Here is a 26,553-nt window from a genome sequence, read left to right as displayed (position 1 = left end):
TCTACTCTTTTTGTTGGTGGGGGGGGGGGGGGGGTTTTTCACAAAACCCCCCCCCCTTCGGGGGGGGGCCCGGCGGGGGGCCCCCCCCCCCGCCACCGTCGCGGGCTCACCTCAACCGCTCGGGCTCACGTCGATACGTTCGTCCCCAACGCCCCGTCCAGGTCCCGCCAGAGGTCCTCGACGTCCTCGAGACCCACCGACAGCCGCAGCAGCCGGTCGCTCACGCCGCTCCCCCGCCGGTCCTCCGCGTCCACGACGCGATGGCTGATCGAGGCGGGGTGCTGGATCAGCGTGTCGACGCTGCCGAGGCTCACCGCCGGGGTGACCAGCCGGACCGCGGCGATCACCTCGTGCGGGTCGCCATGGACCTCGAACGCGATCATGGCGCCGCCGATCCGCGGATAGTGGACGCGGGCGACCCGCGGGTCGTCGGTCAGGCGCCGGGCCAGTTCCGCGGCGTTCGCGGAGGCGGCGCGCACCCGTACGGGCAGCGTCGACAGTCCGCGCAGCAGCAGATAGCCGGCGAGCGGATGCAGCACGCCGCCCGTGGCGAAGCGGATCTGCCGCAGCCGTCCGGCGAACTCCTCGTCGCAGGCCACCACTCCGGCCATCACGTCGCCGTGCCCGCCCAGGTACTTGGTGGCGCTGTGGAGCACGAGCCGCGCCCCCTGTTCGACGGGCCGTTGCAGCACGGGGGTGGCGAAGGTGTTGTCGGCGAGCAGCGGAACGCTCCCGCAGGCGTGGGCGATCGCCCGCAGATCGAGTTCGGCGAGCGTCGGATTGGCAGGTGATTCGACCAGGACCAGACCGGTGTCGGGCCGCAGGGCGTCCTGGATCCCGGCGGGGTCGACCCACGTCACCTCGGAGCCGAGGAGACCGGCCGTCAGCAGGTGATCGCTGCAGCCGTAGAGGGGCCGCACGGCCACGACATGGCGCAGTCCCATGGAGTTGCGTACGAGGAGCACCGCGCTCAGCGCGGCCATGCCGCTCGCGAAGGCGACGGCGCTCTGCGTGCCCTCCAGCCGGGCGAGCGCCGTCTCGAAGCGGGCGACGGTCGGGTTGCCGAGCCGGCCGTAGACCGGCGGGCCGTCCGGCTGGGCCCCGTCGGTGGCGAAGGCGTCGATACGGGCCGCCTCGCCCCGGCTGTCGTACGACGGATAGGTCGTGGACAGATCGATCGGCACGGCGTGCAGGCCCTGCCGGGCGAGATCGTCCCGCCCCGCGTGCACGGCCTCGGTGTCCAGGGCCCGCACAGCGAGCCCCGACGCCCCGCCCGCCCCGCCTGCCGTGTCCGCCCCGTCTGCCATGTCCGCTGCTGCGTCCGCCGTGTTCGCTGCGTCCGCCATGTCGTCGTACACGTCGCGTATGTCAGTGCTGCCGAGATCCATGCACGGCAGCCTGAACAACAACCGGGGCGATGGCGCGAAACACCGTGTTACGTTCGCCGCATGGCCGAATCCGTCGTACTGGACCCGGTGGACCTGCATCTTCTGCGGCTTCTGCAGAACGACGCCCGGACCACGTACCGGGATCTCGCCGCGCAGATCGGGGTGGCTCCCTCGACCTGCCTGGACCGGGTCACCCGGCTGCGGCGCTCGGGAGTGATCCTCGGCCATCAGCTGCGGCTCGATCCGGCGAAGCTGGGACGGGGCCTGGAGGCGCTGCTGTCCGTGCAGGTCAGGCCGCATCGACGGGAGTTGGTCGGGCCGTTCGTGGAGCGGATCAGATCGCTGCCCGAGTCGCGGACGGTCTTCCATCTCACCGGGCCGGACGACTATCTGGTGCATGTCGCGGTCGCCGACATGGCGGATCTGCAGCGGCTGGTGCTCGACGGTTTCACCGCGCACCGCGAGGTGGCGCGCGTCGAGACCCGGCTGATCTTCCAGCAGTGGGACTGCGGCCCCCTGCTGCCGCCCGACCCGCAGGGCACCTCGGCCTCGGGTGTCACGCCCTCGGCGAAATCGGGCTGACAAGGCAAAAGGCCTCGAAAACGGGGCTGACGCGGCGGCCGTCCGCGTATGAGGATGGATGTATGTCACAGACGAAGAACCCGCTGCCCCGTGAGGTCGCCGACACCTATGTCGACGAGCTCATCGCCCTCGACCCGGTCACCGGTACGTACCTCGGCGTGAAGGAGAGTTCCAGCAGGCTGCCCGACACCTCGCCCGGCGGCCAGGAGGCGCTCGCGCGGCTGGCGAGGACGACGCTGGCCCGGCTCGACGAGGCGGAGCGGCAGCCCGGCGCGGACAGTGACATCGAGCGCCGGTGCGCACGCCTGCTGCGCGAGCGCCTCACCGCCGAACTCGGCGTGCACGAGGCCGAGGAGAGCCTGCGGGCCGTCGGCAACATGCACACGGCCGTGCACGCGGTGCGCGAGGTCTTCACCGTGACTCCGACGGACACCGACGAGGACTGGGCCGCGATCGCCCAGCGGCTGCGGGCGGTGCCGACGGCCCTCGACGGCTATCGCGCATGCCTCTCCCTCGGCCTGGAGCGCAAGCTGTACGCGGGCCCGCGCCCGACCGCGACCTTCGTCGGGCAGCTCACCGAGTGGTCGGACACGGACGGTTCGGGCCGCGGCTGGTTCGAGGACTTCGCGTCGGCGGGCCCGGAGTCCCTGCGCGCGGAACTCGACGAGGCCGCCCGGACGGCGACCGCCGCCGTGGTCGCGCTGCGCGACTGGATGCGTGACGTGTACGCGCCCGCGATCGAGGGCGCGCCGAACACGGTGGGCCGTGAGCGGTACGCGCGCTGGTCACGGTACTTCAACGGTACGGATCTCGACCTGGACGAGGCGTACGCGTACGGCTGGGCCGAGTACCACCGGCTGTTCGCCGAGATGAAGAAGGAGGCCGAGAAGGTGCTGCCCGGCGCCGCGACGCCGTGGGTGGCGCTCGCCCATCTCGACGAGCACGGCAGGCACATCGAAGGCGTCGACGAGGTCCGCGAGTGGCTGCAGAGCCTGATGGACCAGGCGATCGAGGAACTGGACGGCACCCACTTCGACCTCGCCGAGCGGGTACGGAAGGTGGAGTCCCGCATCGCCCCGCCGGGCGGCGCCGCCGCCCCGTACTACTCGGCACCGTCCGAGGACTTCTCACGCCCCGGCCGTACGTGGCTGCCGACGATGGGACAGACCCGTTTCCCGGTGTACGACCTGGTGTCGACCTGGTACCACGAGGGCGTGCCCGGCCATCATCTCCAGCTCGCCCAGTGGGTCCACGTCGCCGAGGACCTCTCCCGCTACCAGGCGACCATCGGCGGCGTCAGCGCCAACTGCGAGGGCTGGGCCCTGTACGCGGAACGGCTCATGGACGAACTCGGCTACCTCAAGGACGCCGAGGAGCGGCTCGGCTACCTGGACGCGCAGATGATGCGCGCGGCCCGAGTGATCGTCGACATCGGTATGCACCTGGAGCTGGAGATCCCGGCGGAGTCGCCCTTCCACCCGGGCGAGCGCTGGACCCCGGAGCTGGCCCAGGAGTTCTTCGGCTCGCACAGCAGCCGCCCCGCGGACTTCGTGGAGAGCGAGCTGACCCGCTACCTCTCCATCCCCGGCCAGGCCATCGGCTACAAGCTCGGCGAGCGCGCCTGGCTGCTGGGCCGGGAGAACGCGCGCAAGCGCCATGGGGACGCGTTCGACGCGAAGGCGTGGCACATGGCGGCACTGTCCCAGGGGTCGCTGGGCCTGGACGACCTGGTGGACGAACTGTCCCGGCTCTGACAGCGGATGGCACGGCGGCCGGGTGGGGCCGGGGCGGACAGTCCCTGCCCCACCCGGCCTGGCGTGCCGGCCGCCGATCAGCGCTGTGAGGGTCAGGATCGGCGGCCGATCACCACGGCCCCGCGAAAGCCGCCCGCCGCCGGATACAACGAGTCCGCCGGGTCCGCCGGGTCCGCCGGGTCCGCCGGGTCCGCCGGGTCCGCCGAGGCATTCGAGTCGGTCGAGTCGGTCGAGTCGGTCGAGTCGGTCGACAAGCTGGACATCGTGTCGAGCGACCGGTCGGAGACCGGCAGCAGGTGGGCGTCCACCCAGGTGTCCCCCGTCGCCGCGTTGGCCCACGGGTCGTCGATCACGACGGCGCCGGGTACGACGCCGTGGCAGAGCACCCAGTGCGGTACGTCGAACCCCTGCATCGCGGCGAGCGAGACGAGGAGCAGCACGTGCTCCCGCCGGCCGAGCGCGTCCCGGATCGCGGTCAGGGAGAGGCGGTCCGGGTCGATCGGCACACCGGTCCGCCCGGCCTCCGTACGCGAGGTGCGTTGGAGAAGGGCACGCCACTCCTGCTCGTTCTCCGGGTAGTGGCCGAGCAGCACCGGCCGGTCCGTGTCGAGATGGACGGTGACGGGGGACGACGGCCACGCGCGGCGTACGGCGACGCCGAGACCGACGGGTTCGCACGCGGGGAAGTTGGTCGCGCCGCGCCACAGCGTCAGCTCCGCCTCGCGGTCGAGGGCCTCCCTCGCCAGCGTCCCCGCGTGCGCCTGCGCGACCAGGGCGGTGACGGCACCGCACGTGAAGTGCGTGGACTGCCCGTAGTACGGAGGGCCGGGGTACCCGTCGTGGCGCGCGGGTCCGGTCGCCGGGTCGTCGTCGTGCAGCCAGCGGACGTGACCGGCAGGTGGGCCCGCCGCGCCCTCCGACTGCGCGAGCGGAGGCCGCAGCGGCGTGAAGCCGGAGGCGGCGGCGACTTCCGGTGTCACCGTCCACCCTTCCCACTTGACCTGCGCGAGCCCTCGCTCGCGTGCGTGGTGGACGACGGCCCGGACGGCTGCCGGTGCGTCGCCCACGGCGTCGACGATCTTCAGATACGCCGTGCCGGGGCGGGCCGTCACGAGCGCGGCGGCGGCCCATTCCGCACGCTCGGCACCGCCGTCGGCACCCGGCACCGCCACGAGGTGCGGTGCGTGGGCGGAACGGTCGACCGCGTGCCAGCGCTCCGGCACGTCCAGCTGTCCGAGCAGCGGGTTCGGGATGTCGCGCTCGAACGGGACGACACTCTTCACGGACATCTCCTGCTGTTGTGTCACGGCGGTGGTCCGGGGTCGGCCCGGCGTCACGCGCGGGACTTCCTGAGCACCCAGATGAAGTACGGGCCGCCGACCAGGGCGATCATGAGGCCCGCCGGTACCTGGGCGGGTGCCACGACCGTGCGGCCGAGCGCGTCGGCCACGCAGACCAGCAGTGCGCCGAGCAGCATCGCGACCGGGATCGCGCGGCCGTGCCGGGCGCCCACCAGTGACCGGGCGAGGTGCGGGGCGACGAGCCCCACGAAGCCGACGACTCCGACGGCGATCACGCTGAGCGCCGCGAGCACCGCGGCGATCGCCAGGGCCGCGAAACGTGTACGGACCGGCCTGACGCCGACGATGCGCGGGGTGTCCTCGTCGACGGCGAGCAGGTCGAGCCGGTCACGCATGGCGAGCAGCACGGGAAGGGCGATCGCCAGGGCCACCGCGACCGGTACGACGTCGGGGAACGTGCGCCCGTACGTCGTACCGGAGAGCCAGGTGAAGATCCGGGGCGTGTTGTACGGGTCGGCGCGCAGCAGCAGGAACGTGGTGACGGCGCTGAGGCCGTACCCGCAGCCGATGCCGATCAGTACGAACCGGTCGGGCAGGAAGCCGCCCCGCCAGGACAGCAGGGCGATCACCGCGAACGTGGCGAGCCCCGCCGTGACCGCGACCACGATGAGCAGCGGCCTTCCGCCGGACAGACCCGAGGTGACGACGGCCGCCGCACCGAGCCCGGCGCCGGCCGTGATGCCGAGTACGCCCGGTTCCGCGAGCGGGTTGCGCACCGCGCTCTGTACGACGCAGCCGGCCAGCCCGAGGGCCGCACCGGCGAGGATCGCGGCGAGCACACGCGGTGTCCGGTCGTCGAGTGCCTGCCCGATCAGGTCGGGGGCGGCGCCCTGGGCCCACAGCACGAGGTCTCCCGTACGCAGCCAGAGGCTTCCCGCCAGGACCGCGACGAGGGCCGTCGCCGCCAGGAGAGTCACCGCGCCGAGCACCACGAGGAGGTACGCGCGGCGCGAGCGTGCGGCGACCCGGGCGTGCGGCGGCCGGCGGAGCGCGCCCGTGTCGCGCAGGCGGAGCGCGAGGACCACGATCACGACCGCGCCGAGGAGCGCGGTGGGCACGCCGGTGGGAATGGAGGCGGCCCCGTCCGCGCCCTGGACGGCGCGCAGGGTCGCGTCCGCGAGCAGGATGAGCAGCGCGCCGAGCAGCCCGGCGGCGGGCACCAGGAGGAGGTGCGGGCGCAGTGCCCTGACGCGTCCCGCGATCAGGCGGGCCAGGACGGGGGCGCCGAGGCCGACGAAGGCGATCGGGCCCGCGAGGGTGACCGCCGTGCCGGTCAGGAGCACCGCGCAGACCACGGCGGTCACGCGGGTGGTCCGGATCGGCACACCGAGGGTGGCGGCGGCGTCGTCGCCGAGGTTCATCACGTCGAGCCGCCGGGACAGCGCCAGGGCGACGCACAGCACCAGGGCCACCACGGGCAGGGCGCGTACCGACGCGTCGATGTTCAGCTGGGCGAGCGAGCCGCTCCCCCAGGCGAAGAGGCCGGTGGTGTTCTGCTTGAACAGGATGAGGAGCATCCCGCTCGCCGCGTCCAGGGCCATCGCCGTCGCCGATCCGGCGAGGACGAGACGCGTACCGGTGGTGCCCGCGGCCTTGCCCGCGAGAAGCAGGACGAGCGCCGCCGCGACCAGACCGCCGGCGAAGGCGACGGCGCCCGACGCCCAGAGCGGGACGGTGAGCCCGAAGGCCGCGACGAGCGTGAGCGTGAAGTAGGCGCCGGCCGTGACCGCGAGGGTGTCGGGTGAGGCGAGCGTGTTGTGCGTGACGGACTGCAGCAGCGCGCCGGCGCAGCCGAGGGCGAAGCCCACCGCCACGCCCGCGAACAGACGCGGCAGGCGCGAGCCGATGAGGATCTCGCTGACCGCGGTCCCGCCGGTGTCCGCCCGTTCCCCGGCGAAGTACCGCACGAGGTCGGTGACACCGATGCCCGACGTCCCCTGCGTCAGATGCCACATGCCGACCAGGACGGTCACGACGAGCAGGAGTGCCAGGACGGCCACCCCGGAAGGGCCGCCGCCGCGCTCCACGCGCGGCGGCACTGCTTCCTTCCGGGGTGCCGATGTCTGCGTCGTGCTCACTTCTTGTCGAGTACGTCGACGTAGGCGTCGATCGCCTGCGCGCAGGAACGCGGGCCGCCGGCGCCCCACACCCGGGCCGGGAACGCGTGCGCGCGGCCTTCCTTGACGGCCGGCATGGACTTCCAGAGCGGGTTCTTCTCCAGCGCGGCGACGTATCCGCCGGCGCCCTCGTCATTGGCGTAGAAGAGGTTGGCGTCGCCCACCGAGGTGAGGCCTTCGACGTCGGTCTGCGCCAGGCCGTAGGACTTGTCGACGCCTCCGTCGCCGTGGGCCTTGTTGACGTCGGCGGTCCACACGGGGTTCATGCCCAGCTCCTTGCCTATCTCGGTGAAGAGGGCGCCGTCGCTGTAGGGCCGGACCGTGAGGTTGCCCCCCTCGAGCCAGCCGTCGAAGAACAGGAAGTCCTTCGTGGGCAGATCGGCGTCGGTGACCTGCTTCTTCGCCGTCGCGAGGTGGTCGTCGAACTCCTTGAGGACCTGGTCGGCCCGCTCGGTGCGGCCCGTCGCCTCGCCGATCATGCTGAACACGTCGCGCATGTTCCCGATCGGGTCCTTCGGGTACGCGCCGCGCGTGGCCATCACGGGGACGCCGCGCTTCTCCAGCTTCTTGAGGGTCTCGTCGTCGGCGTCGAACGCCTCCACGACGATGAGGTCGGGCTTCGCCGCGTAGAGGGTGTCGAGGTCGGGCTCCTCACGGGTGCCGATGTCGGTCACGCCGCTGGGCAGCTTCTCGGCGCTGACCCAGGTGCTGTACCCCTTCGCGTCGGAGACCGCGGTGGGGGTGACGCACAGGGTGAGCGCGTCCTCGACCTGCTGCCATTCCAGGACCGCGATCCGCTTGGCGGGCTTGTCCAGCTCGACCTGCCGGCCGACGCCGTCCTTGAAGGAGACCGGCTTCGTCGAGGTGGCCGTGGTGTCGTCGGCACAGCTCTGCGACGCGGGCGACGCGCTCGCGCTGCTGCCGGCGTCGGCCTTGTCGTCGACGTCGGTCGTGCCGCAGGCCGTTGCGGCGAGGACGACGAGTCCTGTGGAGGCCGATGCCGCCAGGAGACGGGCACGGTTCATGAGGGGTCCTCTTTCTTGTTGTCCGCGACGCGCTTCTTGCTGTTCGCGACGCGTCTCTTGCTTGTTCGTGACGGGGCGTGTCGCGGCATGGAGGTGCCGCGACGCGATGAGACGCACTTCGGTAGGACGTGCGGTACGGCGTGCGGTACGGCGGCAGACGTGCCGCCGTGGTGGGCTGTCGTCCTACAGGGGTTCAGGCGACGGGCTCAGGCGGGATGGCGGCCGAGCGGGTCGATACGGAGACGGCCGGTGCGCGGGTCGACGCCGACCTCGACACGGATGTCGTAGACCTCGCCGATGTTCTCCGCGGTGAGGACGTCGACGGGTTTCCCCGCCGCGTGGACGCGGCCGGAGCGCATCAGGACCAGCGTGTCCGCGACGCGGGACGCCTGGTCGAGGTCGTGCAGGACGACCCCGACCGCGATGCCGTGCTCCTCGACGAGATCGCGTATCAGATCGAGGGTCTCGATCTGGTAGCGCAGGTCCAGGTGGTTGGTCGGTTCGTCCAGCAGCACCACGCCGGTGTCCTGGGCCAGGCAGGCGCCGAGCCAGACCCGCTGCATCTCCCCGCCGGAGAGTTCCCCGACCGGCCGGTCCGCCATGTCGCGTACGCCGGTGACGCCCATGGCGTGGTCGATGGCGGTGCGGTCCTCGGCGGTCGGTCCGGCGAAGCCGCGCCGGTACGGGTGCCGTCCGAACGCGACGACCTCCGCGACCGTCAGACCCTGGGGCGCGGGCCGCGACTGCGAGAACAGCGTGACCTCGCGGGCGAACCTACGGGCGCTGAGCAGGGCCGCGTCATGCTCGTGCGGCCCGTCGGGGGCGCCGAGCGTCAGTCGGCCGCCGTCCACCCGGTGCAGTCGGGAGAGGGCGCGCAGCAGCGTGGACTTCCCGCTCCCGTTCGGCCCCACCAGGGCGGTCGCGCGGCCGGGTGCCAGGGACAGCGAAACACCGTGGACGACCGGTGTGCCGCCGTACCGCAGGACCAGGTCGTGCCCGTTGAGGGCGGCCACCGGCAGGGCGGGGTCGGCCACGGGACGACCGGCGCGCCGGAGGGGGCTTGTGAACATCAATGGGTCCGGACGCTCGGAGAAACAGGGGATACGGCATTCCCCCGGCCCGGCGGTCCGCCGAACTAAGGGTTGCCTAACTCCCAGAAGAGTATGTTCCGCTTCCGATGTCGGCAATCAGGAGTTTTGGACAGGCAATACGGGATTCCGGACACCTTCGGAAGGGCCGGGGGTTCCGTCCGCCGGATCGAAGAACGCGCCCGGCGTGGTGCCCATGACCCGCCGGAACGAGGCGATGAAGGTGCTGGGCTGCGCGTAGCCGAGCGTCTCGGACACGGTCGTCACGTCGAATCCCTCGGCGAGGAGGTTCAGTGCCCGGTGGACGCGCAGCACCTGTCGCCACTGCGCGAAGGACAGGCCTGTCGCGTGGCGGAACGCGCGGGTGATCGTGCGGTCACTGATCCCCAGGTGGCGCGCCCACTCCTCCAGGGAGCGGTTGTCGGCGGGATCGTCCAGGAGGGCTTCGGCGATCGCGTCTATCCGGGCGTCGCCGGGCAGTTGCAGCGCGAACTGGTGTTCCGACGGCTGGAGCACGTCGAACACGACGGACTCGGCGCGCGCCCTGGCCGTCGCGTCGAGATCCGTACGGGACAGGTGCGTCAGCAGTGACTCCAGCAACGGCGTCATCGCGATCGCCGTCGGCTCAGCGAACGCGAGCGGCGCCCGGTCGGGGGCGAAGAAGGCCTCGTAGAACTTCGCGCCCGCGGTCGCCCGGCCGCCGTGCACCACTCCGGCGGGCATCCACAGCCCGTGCCCCTCGGACACGGTGAAGACGCGGTCCGCCACGCGGGAGGTCAGCGTTCCACCGCGCACCCAGACGAGTTCGTGCCGGGGGTGTGCGTGGGGCGCCCACTCGGTGGGGACACTGGGGACCTGCAGCCCGGCGATGATGGCGAAAGGGGCCACCGCCTGCTCCGGAAACGGCGGAACCCGAAGCACCACGGTGCCCGCCTCCCGCCGCCACATCCCGGGGCTCGCGTCACCACGGAACGATCGGACCATGCGGTCGAGTCTATCGGGGGGGCCGTATCGGCGCCGGGAGACCCCCGGCCTGCACTCGACCGCTCCTCGGCGCTCCGGGGGCTCCGGGGGCGGCGAGTGCGGCGGGTGCTCCGGGGGCTCCGGGTGCCGCGAGTGCCGCGGGTGCCGCGGGTATTGGTGCTCCAAGTGCCGCCGGTGTTGCCGGTGCCGCACGGCCGCACCGCGCCGCCCCGGACGCCGTACGACTGCCCGGCGCAGCGGATACCGCGGGATCCGCGGGCGACGCGGATGCACCACAGCCGCTCGACCCCGCCGGCGCAGCGGGCATAGCGGGCGCAGCGGGCATCGCGCGTGCCCCATAGCCACTCAGCGCCGCCGGTACGGCCGGTGCAGCCGGGCACCGCACCGCCGCCCGGTCGCACACGAACGCCTCAGCGTCGGAAGCCGCCCTCCGAGTCGATGACCTGGCCGGTGATCCACCCGGCCTCGTCCGTGGCGAGCCAGGCGATGAGGCGGGCGGGATCGTCCGGTCTTCCCCAGCGTCCGGCCGGGAACATCGAGGCGACCGCCCCGTGCGCCTCCCCGGTCAGGTAGCCGGTGTCCACCGGACCCGGGTTGACGGTGTTCACGGTGACGGCGTGCTCGGCGAGCGTGGTCGCCAGGGAGCGGGTCACCGACGCGAGGGCGCCCTTCTGCAGGGCGTACGCGATCTCGCCCGGCATCCCGCCCGCGATGTCCTGACCGGACGTCATCATCACGACCCGTCCGCCCGGGGCACCCGCCGGCAACGCGGTACGCAGCCGGGCATAGGCCTGGACGAGCAGGATCACCGACCGGGTGTCGACGGCCCAGTGCGCGTCGAGCATCGCCGCGTCGATCACGTCCAGCGGCCCGTCCGAACCGCTGAGCGCGTGGTTGGCGACGAGGATGTCGATCCGCCCGCCGAGCGCGTCCGCCGCTCGGGCGATCAGCTCGGCCGGTGCGCCCGGCTCGGAGAGGTCGCCCGGTCCGTGGACGACCCGGGCGCCGGGGTCGCCGAGCGCTTCGCGCACTCCGGCCGCCACCGCCTCAGGACGGTCCGCCCCCCAGGGCATCGCGGCATCGTGCGGCACGTGATGGTGCAGATAGACGCTCGCTCCGTACGCGGCCATGCGCCGGGCCACGGCGTAGCCGATCCCCGCGCGGCGGCCGGCCCCCGTGACGAGAGCGGTCCGCCCGCGCAACGGCAGCGGCTCACGGCGCAGATCTTCAACCGCGGGCGCGAGTTCTTCGGATGTGCTTGCGGATGAGGGGAGTTGAGGCATGGCGGTCCATGATGGGCGGCGTACGGGCCGCGCGCATGCCATTTTCCGCGGCGGGGCTCGTCCGTCGGTTCACCGCCGGTTCACCGCCGGTTCACCGACGGCGCACCCCCTCACCCTCGATCAGCTTTCCAGCGGCCTCAGTTGGACGAGTCCGATCCAGGTCTCGGGGCCCGGTTCGGCGTGCGCCGCGCGGACCGCGTACCGGCCCGGTTCGAGGGTGATCCGCAGGTGCCCCGGGCTCTCGGCCCGGCGCCCCGGCCACGCCGCGTCGAACAGCACGACGGTCCCGGGGACCTGCCAGTGCACCTCGCGCCCCCACTCCGCGGTCGCGAGCGCGTCCGGCACTCCGGCCAGCAGCTCACGCTCCGAGTCGCCCGCGGACCACCGTACGAACGTGCCGTGTTCGGGCAGGTAGGTGGTGGCGGCCGGTTCGTCGCCCAGGACGAGGGCCGTGGTGTTGCCGACGGGCACCAGGCCGATCAGGCCCTCCACCTCGCACGCCCGGTCGTAGTCGGAGGCCAGTTCGTCGCCGTCGGCCCCCGTCCAGAACGGCAGCACCACTTCCGGGATCGCTATGAGCGGCCCACCGCCGGACTCGACCCACTCCACCTGTTCGACCCGCTCGACCGAACTGGGGTCCGCATAACTCGCCATGGGCAGAAACTACACGCCCGGACGGACCGTAATTGACGATTCCTTTGCCCGGCCACCGAGCCGATACGCGACTGAGTCCGTACGCCCCTCAGCAACCGCAGTCCGCGGCCCCGACCGGTGCCGTCAACGGGTCCGCGGCACGCCGTTCGCGCCCTTCCCAGTTCTCGAACTCGAAGCCCTCGCGCACCCAGTACTCGAACCCGCCGAGCATCTCCTTGACCTGGTAGCCGAGTTCGGCGAGGGCGAGGGCGGCCCGGGTCCCGCCGTTGCAGCCGGGGCCCCAGCAGTAGGTGACGACCGGTACCGCCCTGTCCAGCAGGTGTCCGGCCTGTTCGGGGATCTGGGCGGTGGGCAGGTGGATCGCGCCGGGCACATGGCCCTGGTCCCAGGACTCCGTGGACCGGGAGTCGACGACGACGAACCCGGGGCGATCGCCGCCGTCACGGCCTCCGCTGTCGCCGCCGTCGGCCGCCAGCGCGGCGGCGACGTCGGACACGTCGGCGTGGAAGGCGAGGCTCGCCGAGAAGTGGGCGACGGCCGCCGCGGGCGAGGCGGGGGCGACGCGCAGTACAGGGTTACGGGAAACAGCGCTGCTCTTCATGGGCCGAATCTACGGCCGGTGACGCTCCCCGCTGAAGGCATGATCCCCGGCCTCGGGCTTGATCCGCCGGGGATTCCCCTGCTATTCCTCGGTCATGACCGCGTATTCCCCGGACGCCACCGACTGGCGCATTCTCGAAGTCCTCCAGCGCGAGGGCCGCACCGGTTTCGCCGAACTGGCCCGTGCCGTCTCCATGTCCGCGAGCGCGGTCACCGAGCGGGTGCGGCGTCTGGAGGAGGCGGGGATCATCCAGGGGTACGCGGCGGTCGTGGACCCGGAGAGCCTCGGCCTGCCGATCCTCGCGTTCGTGCGGCTGCGCTACCCGAACGGCAACTACAAGCCGTTCCACGATCTGATCGCGGCCACCCCCGAGATCCTGGAGGCGCATCACGTGACGGGCGACGACTGCTTCGTGATCAAGGTCGCGACCCGTTCGATGAGCCACCTTGAGGAGGTGTCGGGCCGGATCGGCACGCTCGGCTCGGTGACGACGAGCGTCGTGTACTCGTCCCCCCTGCCACGACGCCCTCTCGGCCGCTGAGCCCTCGAACGGCCGCAGCACCGCAACAAGGAACAACAAGCGACAGCGACAGCGACAGCCGCACGACGGCCCACCCAACGCCCACCCGACGCCCGCCCGCGTACGTCAGCCGCCGTCGCCGCCCCGCTGCCGGACGACCGACCCCGAACGCCCCTTCACGACCTCCAGTTGTGCGTGGATCCGGCGCCGCAGATCAGCGACATGGCTGACGATGCCGACACTGCGGTCCCGCTCCCGCAGTGAGTCCAGTACGTCCAGGACCTCGTCGAGCGTCTGGTCGTCGAGGCTGCCGAAGCCCTCGTCGATGAAGAGGGTGTCGAGCCGGACGCCTCCCGCCTCGTCGGTGACCACGTCCGCGAGGCCCAGCGCGAGCGCGAGGGAGGCGAAGAACGTCTCGCCGCCGGAGAGCGTCGCGGTGTCGCGCTCGCGCCCGGTCCAGGCGTCGACGACGTGCAGCCCGAGGCCGCTGCGGCCCCGCCCGGCCCGGTCGTCGGAGTGGACGAGCGTGTACCGCCCGGCGGACATGCGCTGCAGCCGTGCGCTGGCCGCCGCCGCGACCTGTTCCAGCCGGGCGGCGAGGACGTACGACTCCAGGCGCATCCTGCGTTCGTTGTCCGCCGAGGTGCCGGCCGCGAGCGTCGCGAGGCGGGCCACCCGGTCGTACTCCTCGCGCAGCGGCCCCAGCCGGCGCACGGACGCGGTGGCCCGGTGGGTGAGCCGGTCCAGTTCGCTGCAGCGGCGGGCCGCCGCGTCGCGTGCCGAGGCCGCTTCGCGCATGCGCCGCACGGCCACGGCGGCGGTCTGTTCGGCGGTGTGGACGTCGGCGGGCGGCCGGTCCGCGGCGGCGGCCGTCTCGGTCTCCGCGAGCACCGCGCGGACCGTCGCCTCCTCCTGCTGCCAGGCGTCGAGCCGTCGTTGCAGCTCCCGGTGGGCCACGTCGTCGAGGAGGGCCGCCGCGGCGGCCTGCGGCGTGTCGAACCCGGCGCGGAAGGCCGCGTCGGCGAGTCGCGCGTCGGCGTCCTTGAGCCGCTGGGCGGTGTCCGCCGCGACGCGCGCGGTGTCCGCGGCCTCCGTGAGCGTCGAGACCTGCCGCTCCAGCTGGGCGGCCCGCTCGGCCACACTGCTGGCCGCACCTCTGGCCTGCGCCAACTCCTCTTCCAGAGTGGCCGTTTCACGGGCGAGGGCGTCCCGGCGCGCGCTGCGCGAGGCGCCGCGCACCGCGGCCTCCTGGTGCGCGGCGAGCCGGCGTTCGTGCTCGTGCTCGGCCTGCCGCAGCGCCTCACCGGCCGCGTGCAGCCCGGAGGCGGCGCCCCGCGCCTCGGCGTGTCGACGCTCCAACTCCTCGGCCTGCTCGGCGAGTCGGCCGGTGGGGGTGTCGCCCGCCTCCGCGGTCGCGGCGGCCAGCGCCTCACGGACGACCCCGAGGCGGCGCTCCGCCTCCGTACGCCGTTCGTCGGCGCTCTGGTACGCGGCGAGGGCGGCGTCCTCGGTCCGCTGGTCGACGTGTCCGTCGACCTTCCGGGCGGGAGCGGGATGCGCGGTGGCGCCGCAGACGGCGCAGGCCGCACCGTCCACGAGGTTCGCGGCGAGTTCCGCGGCGATGCCCTTGAGCCGCTGTTCCTTCAGGTCCAGCCAGTGGGTGCGCGCGTCCGCCGCCTCTTCGCGCGCGGCGAGCACGCGCGCGTGGGCCTCGTCGGTGTCCCCGGCGAGCTGGTCGCGCAGCCGGGCGGCGCCGAGCCGCGCCTGGGCCGGTTCGCGCTGCACGGCGAGCTGTTCGGCCCGGGTGGCGGCCTCCTGGGCCGTCTCGATACGGGTCTGGAGCCCGGCTCTGGTCGTCTCCCATCCGGCGAGCCACTGCTCGGCGTCGTGCAGCACGTCCTCGTCGGCGCGCTCCTGACGGTCCAACTTGGTTCGTTCAGCGGCGAGTTCGGTGAGCCGATGTTCGCCACGGCGGGCCGACTCAAGGCCGCCCAGCTCCTCGGCGGCCTTGCGGGCGGCGGCCGCGAGACCCGCGGCCCCCGCCTCGGAGAAGGACTCGGAGAGCCGTGCACGCGCGCGAGCCTCGGCGCCGGCCGCCCGCAGGTGCTCGGCCTCGGTCGCCTCGCGCAACCCGAGCGCGGGCGCCACGGCCTCGGCCTTGCGGCCCCGCTCCATGCGCGCCTGCGCCTCCCGATGGGCCCCCGAACGCTCCTCCAGCCGGGCGGCCCGCTCCCCCGCCTCGGCGAACCGCCGCTGCAGCCGCGCGACTTCGCGTACGTCCTCCAGTACACGGGCCGCGGCTGCCTGCGCCGACTCGGTGGCAGCCTGTGCGCGGTGGGTGATCGTGAACCACTCGCGGGCCGTACTCCTGTTGATCGCCGCCCACTCCAGCACGGCTTCGGCCAACCCCGGATCACCGGGGGCGAGTTCGGGCAGCGGCAGCTCGACGAGGTCGCCGACCGCCTGCTGCATCCGGTGGGCGCCCGCGAGCAAGTCGGCGTCCCCCGCCCGCACCTGCGTCTCGGCCGTGCGCCTGCGCTCGGCCAGGCGTTGCTCGACGGCCGCGAAGCGCTGGGTGTCGAAGAGGCGGCCGAGAAGCCTGCCGCGGGCTTCGGCGTCGGCCCGCAGGAAGCGCGCGAAGTCGCCCTGGGGAAGCAGTACGACCTGGCAGAACTGCTCGCGGCTCATACCGAGGAGCTGGGTGACCTCCTCGCCGATCTCCTGGTGGGAGCGGCTGAGGTCCTTCCAGGAGCCCGCGGGCGCGTGGTACTCGCGCAGCCAGCTCTGTGCCTTCTCCGTCGTGGTGCCCGTGCCGCGCTTCTTGGGGCGTGCGAAGGGCGGCTGCCGGGTGATCTCCAACCGGCGTCCGGACACGGTGAGTTCGAGCGTCACCTCCGTACGGACGTCGGGGAGGGCGTGGTCGCTGCGCAGCGAACCGCCCTGGCGGGCGCCCGGTACGGATCCGTACAGCGCGAAGCAGACGGCGTCCAGGACGGAGGTCTTGCCCGCGCCGGTCGGCCCGTGCAGCAGGAAGAGTCCGGCGGTCGACAGGTCGTCGAAGTCGACCTCCTGGGCGCCGCCGAAGGGCCCGAAGGCGGTGATGTGCAGCCGGTGCAGCCTCATCGGGTCCTTCCGATGCGGAACGCGCGAAGCGAACCGTTCCAGTGGTGCGCGGCGGTCACCGGGCGACCTCGCGGACCGTGTCGTCGGCGCGGACGGTGTCGAACGCGTCCTGGAGCACGGCCTGTTCGCGCTCGTCGGGTCCCGCGCCGCGCACATGGGCCACGAAGTCCTCCGCGATCTGCTGGTCGCTGCGGCCCGCGAGCCGCCGGGCGTAGGAGAGGTCCGGGTCGTCGGGTGCCCGTTCGGGTTCGAAGACGAGGCTGAGCGTGTGCGGGAACCGCTCGGTGAGCCTCGCCATGGGGTCGGCGGGACGCACCGGGTCGGTGAGGGTCGCCTCGACCCACGCCTCCTCGTGGCGCGCCAGTTCCGGATCGGCGAGCAGTTCCTCCAGCCCGCCCCGGATGCGGGCCAGCGCGCGCGGTACGGGGCAGTCGAGGCGCTCGGCCTCCACCGAGCCGTCGGCTCCCAGATCGACCAGCCACATGCTTTTGCGGTGGTCGGTCTCCGAGAAGGAGTACGGCAGCGGGGAGCCCGAGTAGCGCACGCGCCCGGTGATCCGCTGGCTGCCGTGGAGATGGCCGAGCGCCACGTAGTCGACTCCGTCGAAGACCCCGGCGGGGACGGCGGCGACCCCGCCCACGGTGATGTCCCGCTCGCTGTCGCTGGCCTCGCCGCCCGTGACGAAGGCGTGCGCGAGGACGACGGAACGGGTGCCCGGCGCGCGCGTGGCGAGGTCGGCGCGCACCCGGTCCATGGCGGCGGCGAGGACGTGCTCGTGGCCCGCCTTCTCCACCCCGAACTCGTCCTTCACCAGGGCCGGTTCGAGATACGGCAGCCCGTAGAAGGCCACGTCCCCGAAGGCGTCCTTCAGCAGCACGGGCGTGCCGCAGGCCGAGGGCTGGGTCCGCAGGTGGATGCCCGCGCGGTCGATGAGTCCGGCGCCGACACCGAGCCGGCGCGCGGAGTCGTGGTTCCCGGAGATCATCACCGTGGGCACACCGAGGTCGGCGAGGCGGTGCAGCACGTCGTCGAAGAGCTCGACCGCGGCCAGCGGGGGCACGGCCCGGTCGTACACGTCTCCCGACACGATCACGGCGTCGACGTCGCGCTCGCGCACGGTCGCGACGAGGTGACCGATGAAGTCGGCCTGGGCCCCGAGCATGTTCACGCGGTGGAACGCCCGGCCCAGATGCCAGTCGGAAGTGTGCAGCAGCCTCATGATCCCCGAGACTAACGGCCGGGTCGGACATCACGGGCGGCTACTCCCGTAACAGCCCGATGTGCGGCTTATGCGTCCCCGTACGCCTCTCCGCCCAGTTCGAACCCCGCGGTTCCCGCCGTGCTGTCGGCCAGCCAGCTCCGGAAGGCCTCCACGTCGGCGTCCGGCAGGCCGATCTCGATGGTGACGGCCTCCCCGTAGCGGACGTCCCGCACCTCGCGGCCGGTGGAACGCAGGTCGTTCTGCACTTTGCCCGCCCGCTGGTGGTCGACGGTCACGGTCGCGAGACGGAAGCGCCTGCGGGTGAGGGTGCCGAGGGTGTCCAGGGCCTCTCCCACCGCGCCGCCGTAGGCCCGGATGAGTCCGCCCGCGCCGAGTTTGACGCCTCCGTAGTAGCGGGTGACGACGGCGACGACGTAGCGCATGTCGCGGCGCAACAGCATCTGGAGCATCGGGACGCCCGCGGTGCCGCCCGGTTCGCCGTCGTCGCTCGCCCTCTGTACGGAGGCGTCGGCGCCGATGACGTACGCGAAGCAGTTGTGCGAGGCGTCCGCGTGCTCCTTGCGGACGGCCGCGACGAAGTCCTGGGCCTCCCGCTCGGTGGCCGCCGGTGCCAGTGCGCAGAGGAACCGGGAGCGGTTGATCTCGGTCTCGTGCACCCCTGCGCGGGCCACGGTGCGGTACTCGTCCTGCATCCCCCCAGCGTAGGCGCGCCAAGCACCCTCCATGGACGCACGACGGCCCTCTCACGTACACCCGCCACAACGACGCCACCCCCTGGGGACGCGGGAATCTGCGCAGTCGCGTACACCCGCCACAGCAACGCCGCACCCCCTAGGGGGTGCGGGGAACTGCGCAATCCCGCACGCCCGCCACAGCGACGCCGCACCCAAAAAAACAAACCCCCCAGGGGCGCGGGGCATGGCCGGGTTACCGGCCCCGCCCGCGACGCCCCTTCTCCCCGCGCGCCCTCTTCCCCCGCGCCACGATCACGTCCGTGAGCAGCGCGGCGCCGGGCCCCAGGGACTCCCAGCCGGGGCCGTGCCACGCCAGGATCGCGATCGCCGAGGTGGGGAACTTCATACGGACGTCGTCGAGCGCGTCGTCGAGGCTGTCGCCCGCCAGCGTGAGGACCAGTTCCTCCAGCCCCGGGTTGTGCCCGATCAGCAGCAGGGTCTCGGCCTCCGCCGGAGCCTCGCGCACCGCTTCGAGCAGGTCGGGCACCTCCGCCCCGTACAGCCGCGCGTCATGGCGCACGGGAGGCGGCGTACCCCACTCGGCGGCGGCCAGGTCCCAGGTCTCCCGGGCGCGTACGGCGGTGGAGCAGAGCGCGAGGTCCGGCAGGCAGTCGGCGTCGGCGAGGATCCGTCCGGCGGCCGGGGCGTCCCGGCGCCCGCGCGACGCGAGGGGCCGCTCGTGGTCGGGGACGTCGTCCGGCCAGGCGGACTTGGCGTGCCGCAGCACGACGAGGCGGCGCAGCGGGCCCCCTCCGGCGCGCGCGATCACGCCGGAGCCCCGCGGCCGATGTCCCGGGTCAGTTCGAGGCCGAGCAGCCGGTCCGCGTAGGCGTACGTCTCGAAGCGGGCCCCGTCCGGAACGGTCCCCGACGTCTCCACCTTCCGCAGCACGCCCAGGACGGCGGGTACGTCGAGGTCGTCCTCCCAGGCGGCGCGCAACTGGTCCCGTACGGGGTCGGGGATGGGGCCCGAGGGCCGGGTGGCCCAGCCGGCGACGGCGTCCCGCCAGTGCTTCAACTGGTCGGCGGCGTCCGTGAGATCGGCCGCGTCGAGCCGTAGCTCCTCGTCCCGGGGGCGGGCGAGCAGGGCGAGGCGCAGGGCGGACGCGCTCTCGTCGTCCTGTGGCACCGCGCTCCCGATGTCAGCCGGGGCGACCTCGACGCGCAGCACGCCCGCCGCCTCGTCGGCAGTGCCCGCGCTGTCGGGCGGCCCGTCGGTCCGGGCGCGCACGCTCAGCACCTGGGCCTCGCCGAGGCCGGGGCCGCTGTCCCGTTCGTCCTCGAACGGCCGGATGCCCAGCGCCCTGGCCCGGGCCCGCAGTTCCGCGCGGTCCTCCGTGCCGGTCAGTACGGTCCACACGGGGGTCCCGCCGATCTCCAGGGCCCGTACGAGGACGTCGGCGGTCAGGAGCACGCGCAGGCCGGTGGCGTCGGGGCGCTCCACCCGCGCCTCGACGCGGGTCAGGCCCCGGCGGGCCGGGGTGGCGGTGACGGGGTCGCCTGTTCGGGCGTCGGTGATACGCAGCACGGGCTGAGCGTAGGCGTGCGAGGGGCCGCGCGCAGGGATGCCGACATCATTCCGGACACGCGTTCGCGGGTTCCTGGGGCGCGGGGCGGCTCACGGTGCCCAGGAAACGCACGTGCGGACGGCCGTCGGGACCGTCGGAGTCGTCGCGGGTGACGGCGGTCCGTACGCCGTAGACCTCGGCGATGAGGTCCTCGGTGAGTACGTCGCCCGGTGTCCCGGTGGCCACCACCCGTCCCTCGCGCAGGACGACGAGCCGGTCGCAGTACATCGCCGCGAGGTTGAGGTCGTGCAGGGCGACGACGCTGGTGACCGGCAGCGAGGTGACGAGGTTCAGCAGGTCGAGCTGGTGCTGGATGTCGAGGTGGTTGGTGGGTTCGTCCAGGAGGAGCTCGCGGGGTTCCTGGGCGAGGGCGCGGGCGATCTGCACGCGTTGGCGTTCACCGCCGGAGAGGGTGTGCCAGGACTGGTGGGCGCGGTCGGCGAGGCCGGTGCGGGCCAGGGCGTCGCGTACGGCCTCCTCGTCGGCCTGCGACGGGGGTGTCCAGGCGCGGCGGTGCGGGGTGCGGCCGAGGCGTACGACGTCCAGGACGCTCAACTCGACCTGTGTGTCGGCCTGTTGCTCGACCACCGCGATACGGCGGGCGATGTCGCGGCGGCCCAGTTCGCCGAGGGGGCTGCCGTCGAGGGTGACCACGCCCGAGGCCGGGGCGAGGACGCCGGAGAGCAGCCGCAGGAGCGTGGACTTGCCGGAACCGTTGGGTCCGAGGAGGCCGACGGTGGTGCCGGGGGCGGGACTGATGCTGACGCCGTCCAGGATGACGCGTCCGTCGGCGGTCCGGGTGACGCGGCTGGCCCGGAGGCCGGCATCCGGCACGGCCGCACCCTTCTCGACGCCTTCCGCGCGCCCGGCGGTCCCGGCGCCCTCGGTGGTCCCGGCACCTTCAGGGGTCTCGGCGTGCTCGGTCGTCATCGTGTCCTCCGCGTCCGGTACAGCACCAGCACGAACACCGGTACGCCGATGAGGGAGGTGACCACGCCCACGGGCACCTCCTGGGGGTCGAGGACGGTACGGGCCAGGGTGTCCACCCACACCAGGAACACCGCGCCGGCGAGGGCGGCGACCGGCAGCAGCCGGGCGTGGCCGGAACCCACCAACGCGCGGGCCGCGTGCGGCAGGACGAGGCCGACGAACCCGATGGCGCCCGCCGAGCTGACGAGCGCGGCCGTCAGGAGCGCCGTCACGCACAGCAGCACCAGCCGGGTGCGGGCCACGGACACCCCGAGGGTCGCGGCGGCGTCCTGGCCGAAGGCGAACGCGTCCAGCGTGCGCGCGTACGCCAGACAGACCGTCAGCGCGACCACCAGGACGGCGAGGCAGACCCAGACGTCCGTCCAGCCGACCCCGCCCAGCGAGCCGAGCAGCCAGAACAGCACTCCTCGGGTGGTCTCGGCGTCGGCGGCGGTCATCACCACGAAGGAGGTGAGCGCGGAGAAGAGCTGCATCGCGGCGACCCCGCTCAGCACCACGCGGTCCGTCGTCCCGCCGAGGGTGTGGCTGAGCAGCAGCACGAGTCCGAACGACAGCAGCGCGCCGAGGAAGGCGCCCGCCGAGACCGACACCAGGCCGCCGCCCGCGCCGAGGACGACCACGACGACCGCGCCGGTCGAGGCTCCGGACGACACCCCGAGGACGAACGGGTCGGCGAGCGGGTTGCGCAGCAGCGACTGCATGACCGCGCCGCACACGGCGAGTCCGGCCCCGCAGACGGCGGCCAGCAGGGTGCGCGGCAGCCGCAGCTGCCAGACGATGCCGTCCCGGATGGGGCTCAGCTCCGTACTCCCCCAGCCCAGATGGGAGGCGACCACGGACCAGACGTCGGCGACGCGGATGTCCGCCGGGCCGATGGTGATCGCGACGGCGACGGAGGCGACGAGCAGTGCCACACCAGCCGCGCAGAGCAGTCCCACACGCGGCCGTGCCATCCGGCGAGTCACCCCGTGAGCCCGAACTCCCGCAGGGCGGCGGCCACTTGTTCGACGCCCTCGACGGTACGGATGGTCGGGTTCATGGCCTGCCCGCTGAGCAGGACGTACCGCTTCTTCTTCACGGCGGTCATGTTCTTGGTGACCGGGTCGGACTCCAGGAACTCGATCTTCTTCTTCGCGGACTCGGCGGTCTGCGACTTGCGGGTCAGATCGCCGATGACGAGGACGTCGGGGTCGCGGTCGGCGACCGTCTCCCAGTTGATCTGGGGCCATTCCTCGTGGGTGTCGTCGAAGACGTTCTTCGCGTCGAACGCCCGGGTGATGATGCCGGGGGCGCCGCAGCAGCCGGCCATGTAGGGCGACTCGGAGTTGGCGAACCAGTACAGGAGGGAGACGTCGGAGGCGTCGATGCCCGCGGTGGCCTTCTTCATGCGCTGCCGGAGCTCGGCGACCAGCTTGTCGCCCCGCTCCTCCACACCGAACACCTCGGCCAGGTCGCGTATCTCCCCGTAGATGGCGTCGATGCCGAGGGGCTTCTTGCGGGCGCCGTCGCCGTCCCCGGTGTTGTCCTTGCCCGCGCAGTCGGAGGGCGAGACGTACGCGGGTACGCCGAGCTTCTCGAACTGCTCGCGGGTGGCGACGCCTCCCTTGCCGAGCGTGGACACGAACGAGGCGGCGACGAAGTCGGGGTCGGCGTCCAGGACCCGTTCGAACGACGGGTTGTTGTCGGCGATCCGCTTCACCTGCGCGTCGGCCTTCTCCAGGCCCTTCATCACCGGGTCGGTCCAGGTGGCGCTGCCGGCCATCCGGTCGGCGAGGCCCAGCGAGAACATGATCTCGGTGGTGCCCTGGTTGAGGGAGACGGCCTTGCGCGGCGGGGACTCCACGCGGACGGTGTGACCGCAGTTCTCCAGGGTGACGGCTGCCGCGGAGTCCTTGCCGGCTGAGCCGGACGAGTCGGCACCACCGCACGCGGTCAGCAGAACGACCCCGGAAACGAGCAGGGCGGCAGGGCGGGTGGGGCGTGCGATGGGCACGGAAGTTCCTCAGACGTCGAGGGCTCGAACGCGGAGCCCGGTCGTACGGTGCTCCCCCGCCGTCTCGGGACCGCGGAGGCCGCCAGCAGGTCTTCGGACTCGGGTTCACCCGGACGAGGCGCCTTCCCGGACCGTCGATCCGGTCCAGTGGCCGATGCCCCGCCCGTCACCCTCACCGCTGCGCGTCAGCTCCGGATTTCCACCGGATTCCCTGACCCACGTACATGGGTTCGACTGGCTTTCGCAAGCTATCACGGCGGCTTTCACGGCCGTGCGGCAGTGCGGCGGGGGCTCGGTCGTGACGTGGCGGGGGCTCGACGTGAATGCCGGTCTCCGCCGCCCGTTTCGTACGTTTCTCCTGTTCCGGCGGTGTTCACGGTGGCGCCACGCCCGTGCCCCCGCGGCCTGAATGAGTGGTTCCGTTCAGCGCGCCGCTCGGAGGCACCGGAGGACCGACCCATGCCGCAGGACCAGCCCAGGACCGGAACCTCCGGAATCACCGGGACCGCCGGAAAGGACATGGCCGGACGGGATCCGTCCGGGAGGGACCCGGCCGATGGGGAAGCCGCGACGGCCATCGACCGCCGTCGCTTCCTGCTCGTCTCCGGCACCCTCGCGATGGCGGCGGGGGCGACGGCGGCAGCGGGAGCGGCGACCCTCGTCCCCCCGCAGCGCCCCGGCCCCTCCGCGGTTCCCGCAGCCGAACAGGTGGCCCAGCGGCCGGCCCGTGCCACCCGGCGGCCGGCGCCGTACGCGGCCACCACCCTGGACATGACCGCCCGGCTGAGCGGAAGCCCGCACTCCGGCACCTACCGCCGACTCGTCACGGGTCCGGGCCTGCCCCTGGTCGTACGGGAGGAACTCGCCCCCGCCGCCACCGGCCGCCCGGACCGGCGGACCCCGCTCGCGTGCTTCGTCCAGTTCACCGACCTGCACCTGACCGATGTGCAGAACCCGCTGCGCACGGAGTTCCTGCGCTCGGGCGGGGCCGCGGCCTGGCGTCCTCAGGAGGCGCTGACCGTGGCGGGGGCCGTCGCGCTCGTGGAGCAGGTGAACGCGCTCGCCGAGGGCCCGCACACCGGTCTGCCGCCCGCGTTCGTGATGACGACCGGCGACAACATCGACAACAACTCCGCGCTCGAACTCGACTGGTTCCTCACGCTGATGAGCGGCGGCCGGATCACTCCCGACTCCGGCGACCCGTCGGCGTACGAAGGCGTCCAGAACTCGGGGCTCCCCCTCTACTGGCACCCGGACGACCCGGGCCTGCGCGACCTGGACAAGCGGCGCGGGCTGCCCGCCGTCCCCGGGTTCCTCACGGCCGCGCGGCGGCCGGTGACCAGCCCGGGGCTCGGCATCCCCTGGTACTCGACGGTGGGCAACCACGACGATCTGCCCGGCGGCTGCCTGTCACCCGCGCTCGGCGACTTCGCGACGGGCTCCCGGAAGCTGCTGTCGGTCCCGGACACGGACACGGCCGCCTACGCGAAGGCCCTGCGGACCGGCGACGACCCCAAGAGCGAGGTGCTCGAAGCGATCCTGCGACGGCACGCCCGCTCGGCACGGCCCGTGACGGCCGACGAGCGGCGCCGGCTGTGCACCCCGCACGAGTATCTGGCCGCACACCTCGACCCCGGGCGGGCAGGGGCGGGACCGGTCGGCCACGGCTACACCCAGGACAGCCTGGACGGCGACCGGATGTACTACTCCTTCCGGATCGCCGAGAACGTCATCGGCGTCAGCATCGACACGACGTACCGCAGCGGCCACTACGAGGGCTCGCTGGGCACCGGTCAACTGCGCTGGCTGGAACGGACGCTCGCCGCGCACAGTTCCCGGTCGTACGACGCCGACGGCCGCCTCGTACGCAACTCCCGGGCCGACGACGCCCAGGTGCTGGTCTTCAGCCATCACCACAGCCCGAGCATGACCCGCCGCCCCGACGCGGCCCGCTCCGAGGAACCGCGGCACGACGGCGCGGAGGTCCTGGCGCTGCTCGGCAGATTCCCGAACGTGGTGGCGTGGATCAACGGCCACAGCCACGTCAACCGGATCACGGCGCATCCCCACCCGACCCCGGCCCGCTCCTTCTGGGAGGTCAACACGGCCTCCCACCTGGACTATCCGCACCACGCCCGGCTGATCGAACTGACCGACAACGGGGACGGCACGCTGTCGCTGTTCACCACACTCGTCGAATCCGCGGCCCCGCACCGCACGGCCCCCGACTTCACCGACCTGTCAGCGGTGGGCCTGGCGTCCCTGTACCGCGAACTGGCCTACAACGCCCCGAACCTGACAGAGACCACGTGGGCGGGCACACCCCAGGACCAAAACGTGGAGCTACTACTGACCACCGACCTGTAGCTTTCAGCTTCGGGCTCGCGGGGACTGCCGGCTCTCCCGGGGCACGGCGAACCGCCTGCTTTTCAGGGGCGCGGGGAACTGCGCGAACGGCCCCCACCGGGCCGCACCCGCCACGAACCCCGCAGCCCCACCCCCCACCGCGGGGAATCCCGGGCCCGCGCCAGACGTTGTCCGCCGCAGGCAGTCACACCCCAACCCCCAGGAGGCGACCCGTGCACGGCGACCCGGCAACGATCCGCAAGATCCTCACCGAGACCGGCGACACCTGGGCCGTCGTAGGCCTGTCGTCGAACGAGCGACGCGCCGCGTACGGCGTCGCGGACGTACTGAAGCGCTACGGCAAGCGCGTGATCCCCGTCCACCCGAAGGCCGAGACGGTCCACGGGGAGAAGGGCTACGCCTCCCTCGCGGACATCCCCTTCGAGGTCGACGTGGTGGACGTGTTCGTCAACAGCGACCTGGCCGGCGCCGTCGCCGACGAGGCGGTCGCCATCGGCGCCAAGGCCGTCTGGTTTCAGCTCGGCGTGATCGACGAGGCCGCGTACGAGCGCACCCGCGACGCCGGCCTCGACATGGTCATGGACCGCTGCCCGGCGATCGAGATCCCCCGCCTGGGCTGACCGGCGGGGATGAACGGGCGGCGGGCCGAACGCACCAGGGCGAACCGGCGAAACCGAACCCGGACCCGGACCGCCGGGACACCCACCCCGCTCACCCGTCGCGGCGCCCACGCCCCCCGGATCCGTACGCGCGCCGGTCCGTCCTCGGCGGAGCCTCGAACGCCGAGCCCGACCAGGCGGGCGGTTCCGCGCGCGGAGCGGGCGCCCAGCGGCGGGACGCGGTCCGGTTCCAGTCGCCGTCCCCGAGGACGAGCATCGGGTCGAACATCACGACGACTCCCGCGAGCGCCAGGAAGAGGACCGGCCCGATGAGCATCGGCAGCAGCAGCGAGTGGGCCGAGTCGCCCGAATCAGGTGCGCCGGCCGCGCCGTGCAGATGCACACTGACGGCCGCCATCCCCGTGTAGTGCATCCCGGTGACGGCGACACCCATGACCAGGCTCGCGGCCAGGCTGGTCAGGAAGCCGCGGATCGGGCCCCCCGCCCCCAGCGCGGCGGGGGCGGCGGCCGCGGGGGCTTATAAAAAAAAACCAGCCCCCCCCACACCCAAAAAAAACGGGTTGGGGGGTTGGGGTGTAGA

The 26,553-nt window shown here is 72.9% G+C and carries 22 protein-coding genes, 1 pseudogene and 1 riboswitch; of the genes and pseudogenes, 5 read left to right on the top strand and 18 right to left on the bottom strand.

All coding sequences use genetic code 11. The features are described 5' to 3' along the window. Nucleotides 1-125: 125 nt before the first annotated feature. A complete protein-coding gene (locus ACFVH5_RS25930) occupies nt 126-1,307 on the bottom strand; it encodes a trans-sulfuration enzyme family protein (protein WP_385836175.1) in 1,182 nt (393 codons plus the stop codon). Nucleotides 1,308-1,448: 141 nt separating this feature from the next. Here ACFVH5_RS25930 and ACFVH5_RS25925 point away from each other — a divergent pair, with 141 nt between their 5' ends. Continuing rightward, on the top strand, nt 1,449-1,970 hold the full coding sequence (locus ACFVH5_RS25925) for an Lrp/AsnC family transcriptional regulator (RefSeq protein ID WP_385836171.1): 522 nt from the start codon (nt 1,449-1,451) through the stop codon (nt 1,968-1,970). A gap of 62 nt (nt 1,971-2,032) precedes the next feature. Beyond that, nucleotides 2,033-3,724: a DUF885 domain-containing protein gene (locus ACFVH5_RS25920; RefSeq protein ID WP_385836170.1), complete on the top strand. Its 1,692-nt coding sequence runs from the start codon at nt 2,033-2,035 to the stop codon at nt 3,722-3,724. A gap of 92 nt (nt 3,725-3,816) precedes the next feature. Here the strand turns inward: ACFVH5_RS25920 and ACFVH5_RS25915 are convergent, their stop codons facing one another. The 8 genes from ACFVH5_RS25915 to ACFVH5_RS25880 form a co-directional block, all read right to left on the bottom strand. Beyond that, complete coding sequence (locus ACFVH5_RS25915; protein WP_385836169.1) at nt 3,817-5,013, bottom strand: peptidase C39 family protein; 1,197 nt, start codon at nt 5,011-5,013, stop codon at nt 3,817-3,819. A 44-nt stretch (nt 5,014-5,057) separates the two neighbouring features. Continuing rightward, nucleotides 5,058-7,163, bottom strand: coding sequence for an iron ABC transporter permease (locus ACFVH5_RS25910; RefSeq protein WP_385836168.1), 2,106 nt, complete (start codon nt 7,161-7,163; stop codon nt 5,058-5,060). Further along, nucleotides 7,160-8,227 carry an iron-siderophore ABC transporter substrate-binding protein gene (locus ACFVH5_RS25905; RefSeq protein ID WP_385836167.1) on the bottom strand — a complete coding sequence of 356 codons (1,068 nt, stop codon included), beginning with the start codon at nt 8,225-8,227 and terminating at the stop codon, nt 7,160-7,162. The genes ACFVH5_RS25910 and ACFVH5_RS25905 overlap by 4 nt, the downstream gene beginning before the upstream one ends. 206 nt (nt 8,228-8,433) lie before the next feature. Beyond that, nucleotides 8,434-9,297 (bottom strand): ABC transporter ATP-binding protein, encoded by an 864-nt coding sequence (locus ACFVH5_RS25900; protein ID WP_385836166.1) that lies wholly within the window; start codon nt 9,295-9,297, stop codon nt 8,434-8,436. Between the two features lie 117 nt (nt 9,298-9,414). After that, the gene (locus tag ACFVH5_RS25895) at nt 9,415-10,263 is read right to left on the bottom strand and encodes a helix-turn-helix domain-containing protein (RefSeq protein WP_385836174.1); all 849 of its coding nucleotides are present in this window, start codon (nt 10,261-10,263) and stop codon (nt 9,415-9,417) included. Between the two features lie 446 nt (nt 10,264-10,709). After that, nucleotides 10,710-11,582, bottom strand: coding sequence for an SDR family oxidoreductase (locus tag ACFVH5_RS25890; RefSeq protein WP_385836165.1), 873 nt, complete (start codon nt 11,580-11,582; stop codon nt 10,710-10,712). 120 nt (nt 11,583-11,702) lie between these two features. Continuing rightward, entirely contained in the window at nt 11,703-12,236 is a 534-nt protein-coding gene (locus tag ACFVH5_RS25885; protein WP_385836164.1) for an immunity 21 family protein, read from the bottom strand. A gap of 88 nt (nt 12,237-12,324) precedes the next feature. Then, nucleotides 12,325-12,837 carry a rhodanese-like domain-containing protein gene (locus tag ACFVH5_RS25880; protein ID WP_385836163.1) on the bottom strand — a complete coding sequence of 171 codons (513 nt, stop codon included), beginning with the start codon at nt 12,835-12,837 and terminating at the stop codon, nt 12,325-12,327. Nucleotides 12,838-12,931: 94 nt separating this feature from the next. Between ACFVH5_RS25880 and ACFVH5_RS25875 the strand changes: the two genes are divergently transcribed. Then, complete coding sequence (locus ACFVH5_RS25875) at nt 12,932-13,378, top strand: Lrp/AsnC family transcriptional regulator (RefSeq protein WP_383942869.1); 447 nt, start codon at nt 12,932-12,934, stop codon at nt 13,376-13,378. A 105-nt stretch (nt 13,379-13,483) separates the two neighbouring features. Here ACFVH5_RS25875 and ACFVH5_RS25870 read toward each other — a convergent pair whose 3' ends face one another. The 8 genes from ACFVH5_RS25870 to ACFVH5_RS25835 all read right to left on the bottom strand — a co-directional run bounded on the left by ACFVH5_RS25870 (nt 13,484) and on the right by ACFVH5_RS25835 (nt 22,986). Beyond that, on the bottom strand, nt 13,484-16,480 hold the full coding sequence (locus tag ACFVH5_RS25870) for an AAA family ATPase (protein WP_385836162.1): 2,997 nt from the start codon (nt 16,478-16,480) through the stop codon (nt 13,484-13,486). Nucleotides 16,481-16,535: 55 nt separating this feature from the next. Further along, nucleotides 16,536-17,699 (bottom strand): exonuclease SbcCD subunit D, encoded by a 1,164-nt coding sequence (locus ACFVH5_RS25865; RefSeq protein ID WP_385836161.1) that lies wholly within the window; start codon nt 17,697-17,699, stop codon nt 16,536-16,538. A gap of 68 nt (nt 17,700-17,767) precedes the next feature. Next, entirely contained in the window at nt 17,768-18,394 is a 627-nt protein-coding gene (locus tag ACFVH5_RS25860; protein WP_385836160.1) for a YigZ family protein, read from the bottom strand. A 235-nt stretch (nt 18,395-18,629) separates the two neighbouring features. Further along, a complete protein-coding gene (locus ACFVH5_RS25855) occupies nt 18,630-19,205 on the bottom strand; it encodes a SixA phosphatase family protein (RefSeq protein ID WP_385836159.1) in 576 nt (191 codons plus the stop codon). Then, nucleotides 19,202-19,963 carry a hypothetical protein gene (locus ACFVH5_RS25850; protein WP_385836158.1) on the bottom strand — a complete coding sequence of 254 codons (762 nt, stop codon included), beginning with the start codon at nt 19,961-19,963 and terminating at the stop codon, nt 19,202-19,204. Before ACFVH5_RS25850 ends, ACFVH5_RS25855 begins: the two co-directional genes overlap by 4 nt. Nucleotides 19,964-20,009: 46 nt before the next feature. Continuing rightward, a complete protein-coding gene (locus ACFVH5_RS25845) occupies nt 20,010-20,933 on the bottom strand; it encodes an ABC transporter ATP-binding protein (protein WP_385836157.1) in 924 nt (307 codons plus the stop codon). Then, a complete protein-coding gene (locus ACFVH5_RS25840) occupies nt 20,930-21,946 on the bottom strand; it encodes a FecCD family ABC transporter permease (RefSeq protein ID WP_385836156.1) in 1,017 nt (338 codons plus the stop codon). The genes ACFVH5_RS25845 and ACFVH5_RS25840 overlap by 4 nt, the downstream gene beginning before the upstream one ends. 8 nt (nt 21,947-21,954) lie before the next feature. After that, entirely contained in the window at nt 21,955-22,986 is a 1,032-nt protein-coding gene (locus ACFVH5_RS25835) for an ABC transporter substrate-binding protein (RefSeq protein ID WP_385836155.1), read from the bottom strand. A 66-nt stretch (nt 22,987-23,052) separates the two neighbouring features. Beyond that, a riboswitch (cobalamin riboswitch) is annotated at nt 23,053-23,240 on the bottom strand. A gap of 265 nt (nt 23,241-23,505) precedes the next feature. On the opposite strand from ACFVH5_RS25835, the gene ACFVH5_RS25830 reads away from it, so the two are divergent. Further along, nucleotides 23,506-25,353, top strand: coding sequence for a TIGR03767 family metallophosphoesterase (locus ACFVH5_RS25830; protein WP_385836173.1), 1,848 nt, complete (start codon nt 23,506-23,508; stop codon nt 25,351-25,353). A gap of 212 nt (nt 25,354-25,565) precedes the next feature. Continuing rightward, on the top strand, nt 25,566-25,973 hold the full coding sequence (locus tag ACFVH5_RS25825) for a CoA-binding protein (RefSeq protein WP_385836154.1): 408 nt from the start codon (nt 25,566-25,568) through the stop codon (nt 25,971-25,973). Nucleotides 25,974-26,064: 91 nt separating this feature from the next. Here ACFVH5_RS25825 and ACFVH5_RS25820 read toward each other — a convergent pair. After that, nucleotides 26,065-26,469: pseudogene (locus tag ACFVH5_RS25820) on the bottom strand (hypothetical protein); the annotation flags it as partial. Nucleotides 26,470-26,553 lie beyond the last annotated feature (84 nt).

This window comes from Streptomyces sp. NPDC127119, assembly GCF_042677425.1.
In the GTDB taxonomy this organism is placed as follows: domain Bacteria; phylum Actinomycetota; class Actinomycetes; order Streptomycetales; family Streptomycetaceae; genus Streptomyces.
The sequence above is the reverse complement of the archived record's forward strand: the minus strand, read 5'-3'. Positions and strand labels throughout refer to the sequence as shown.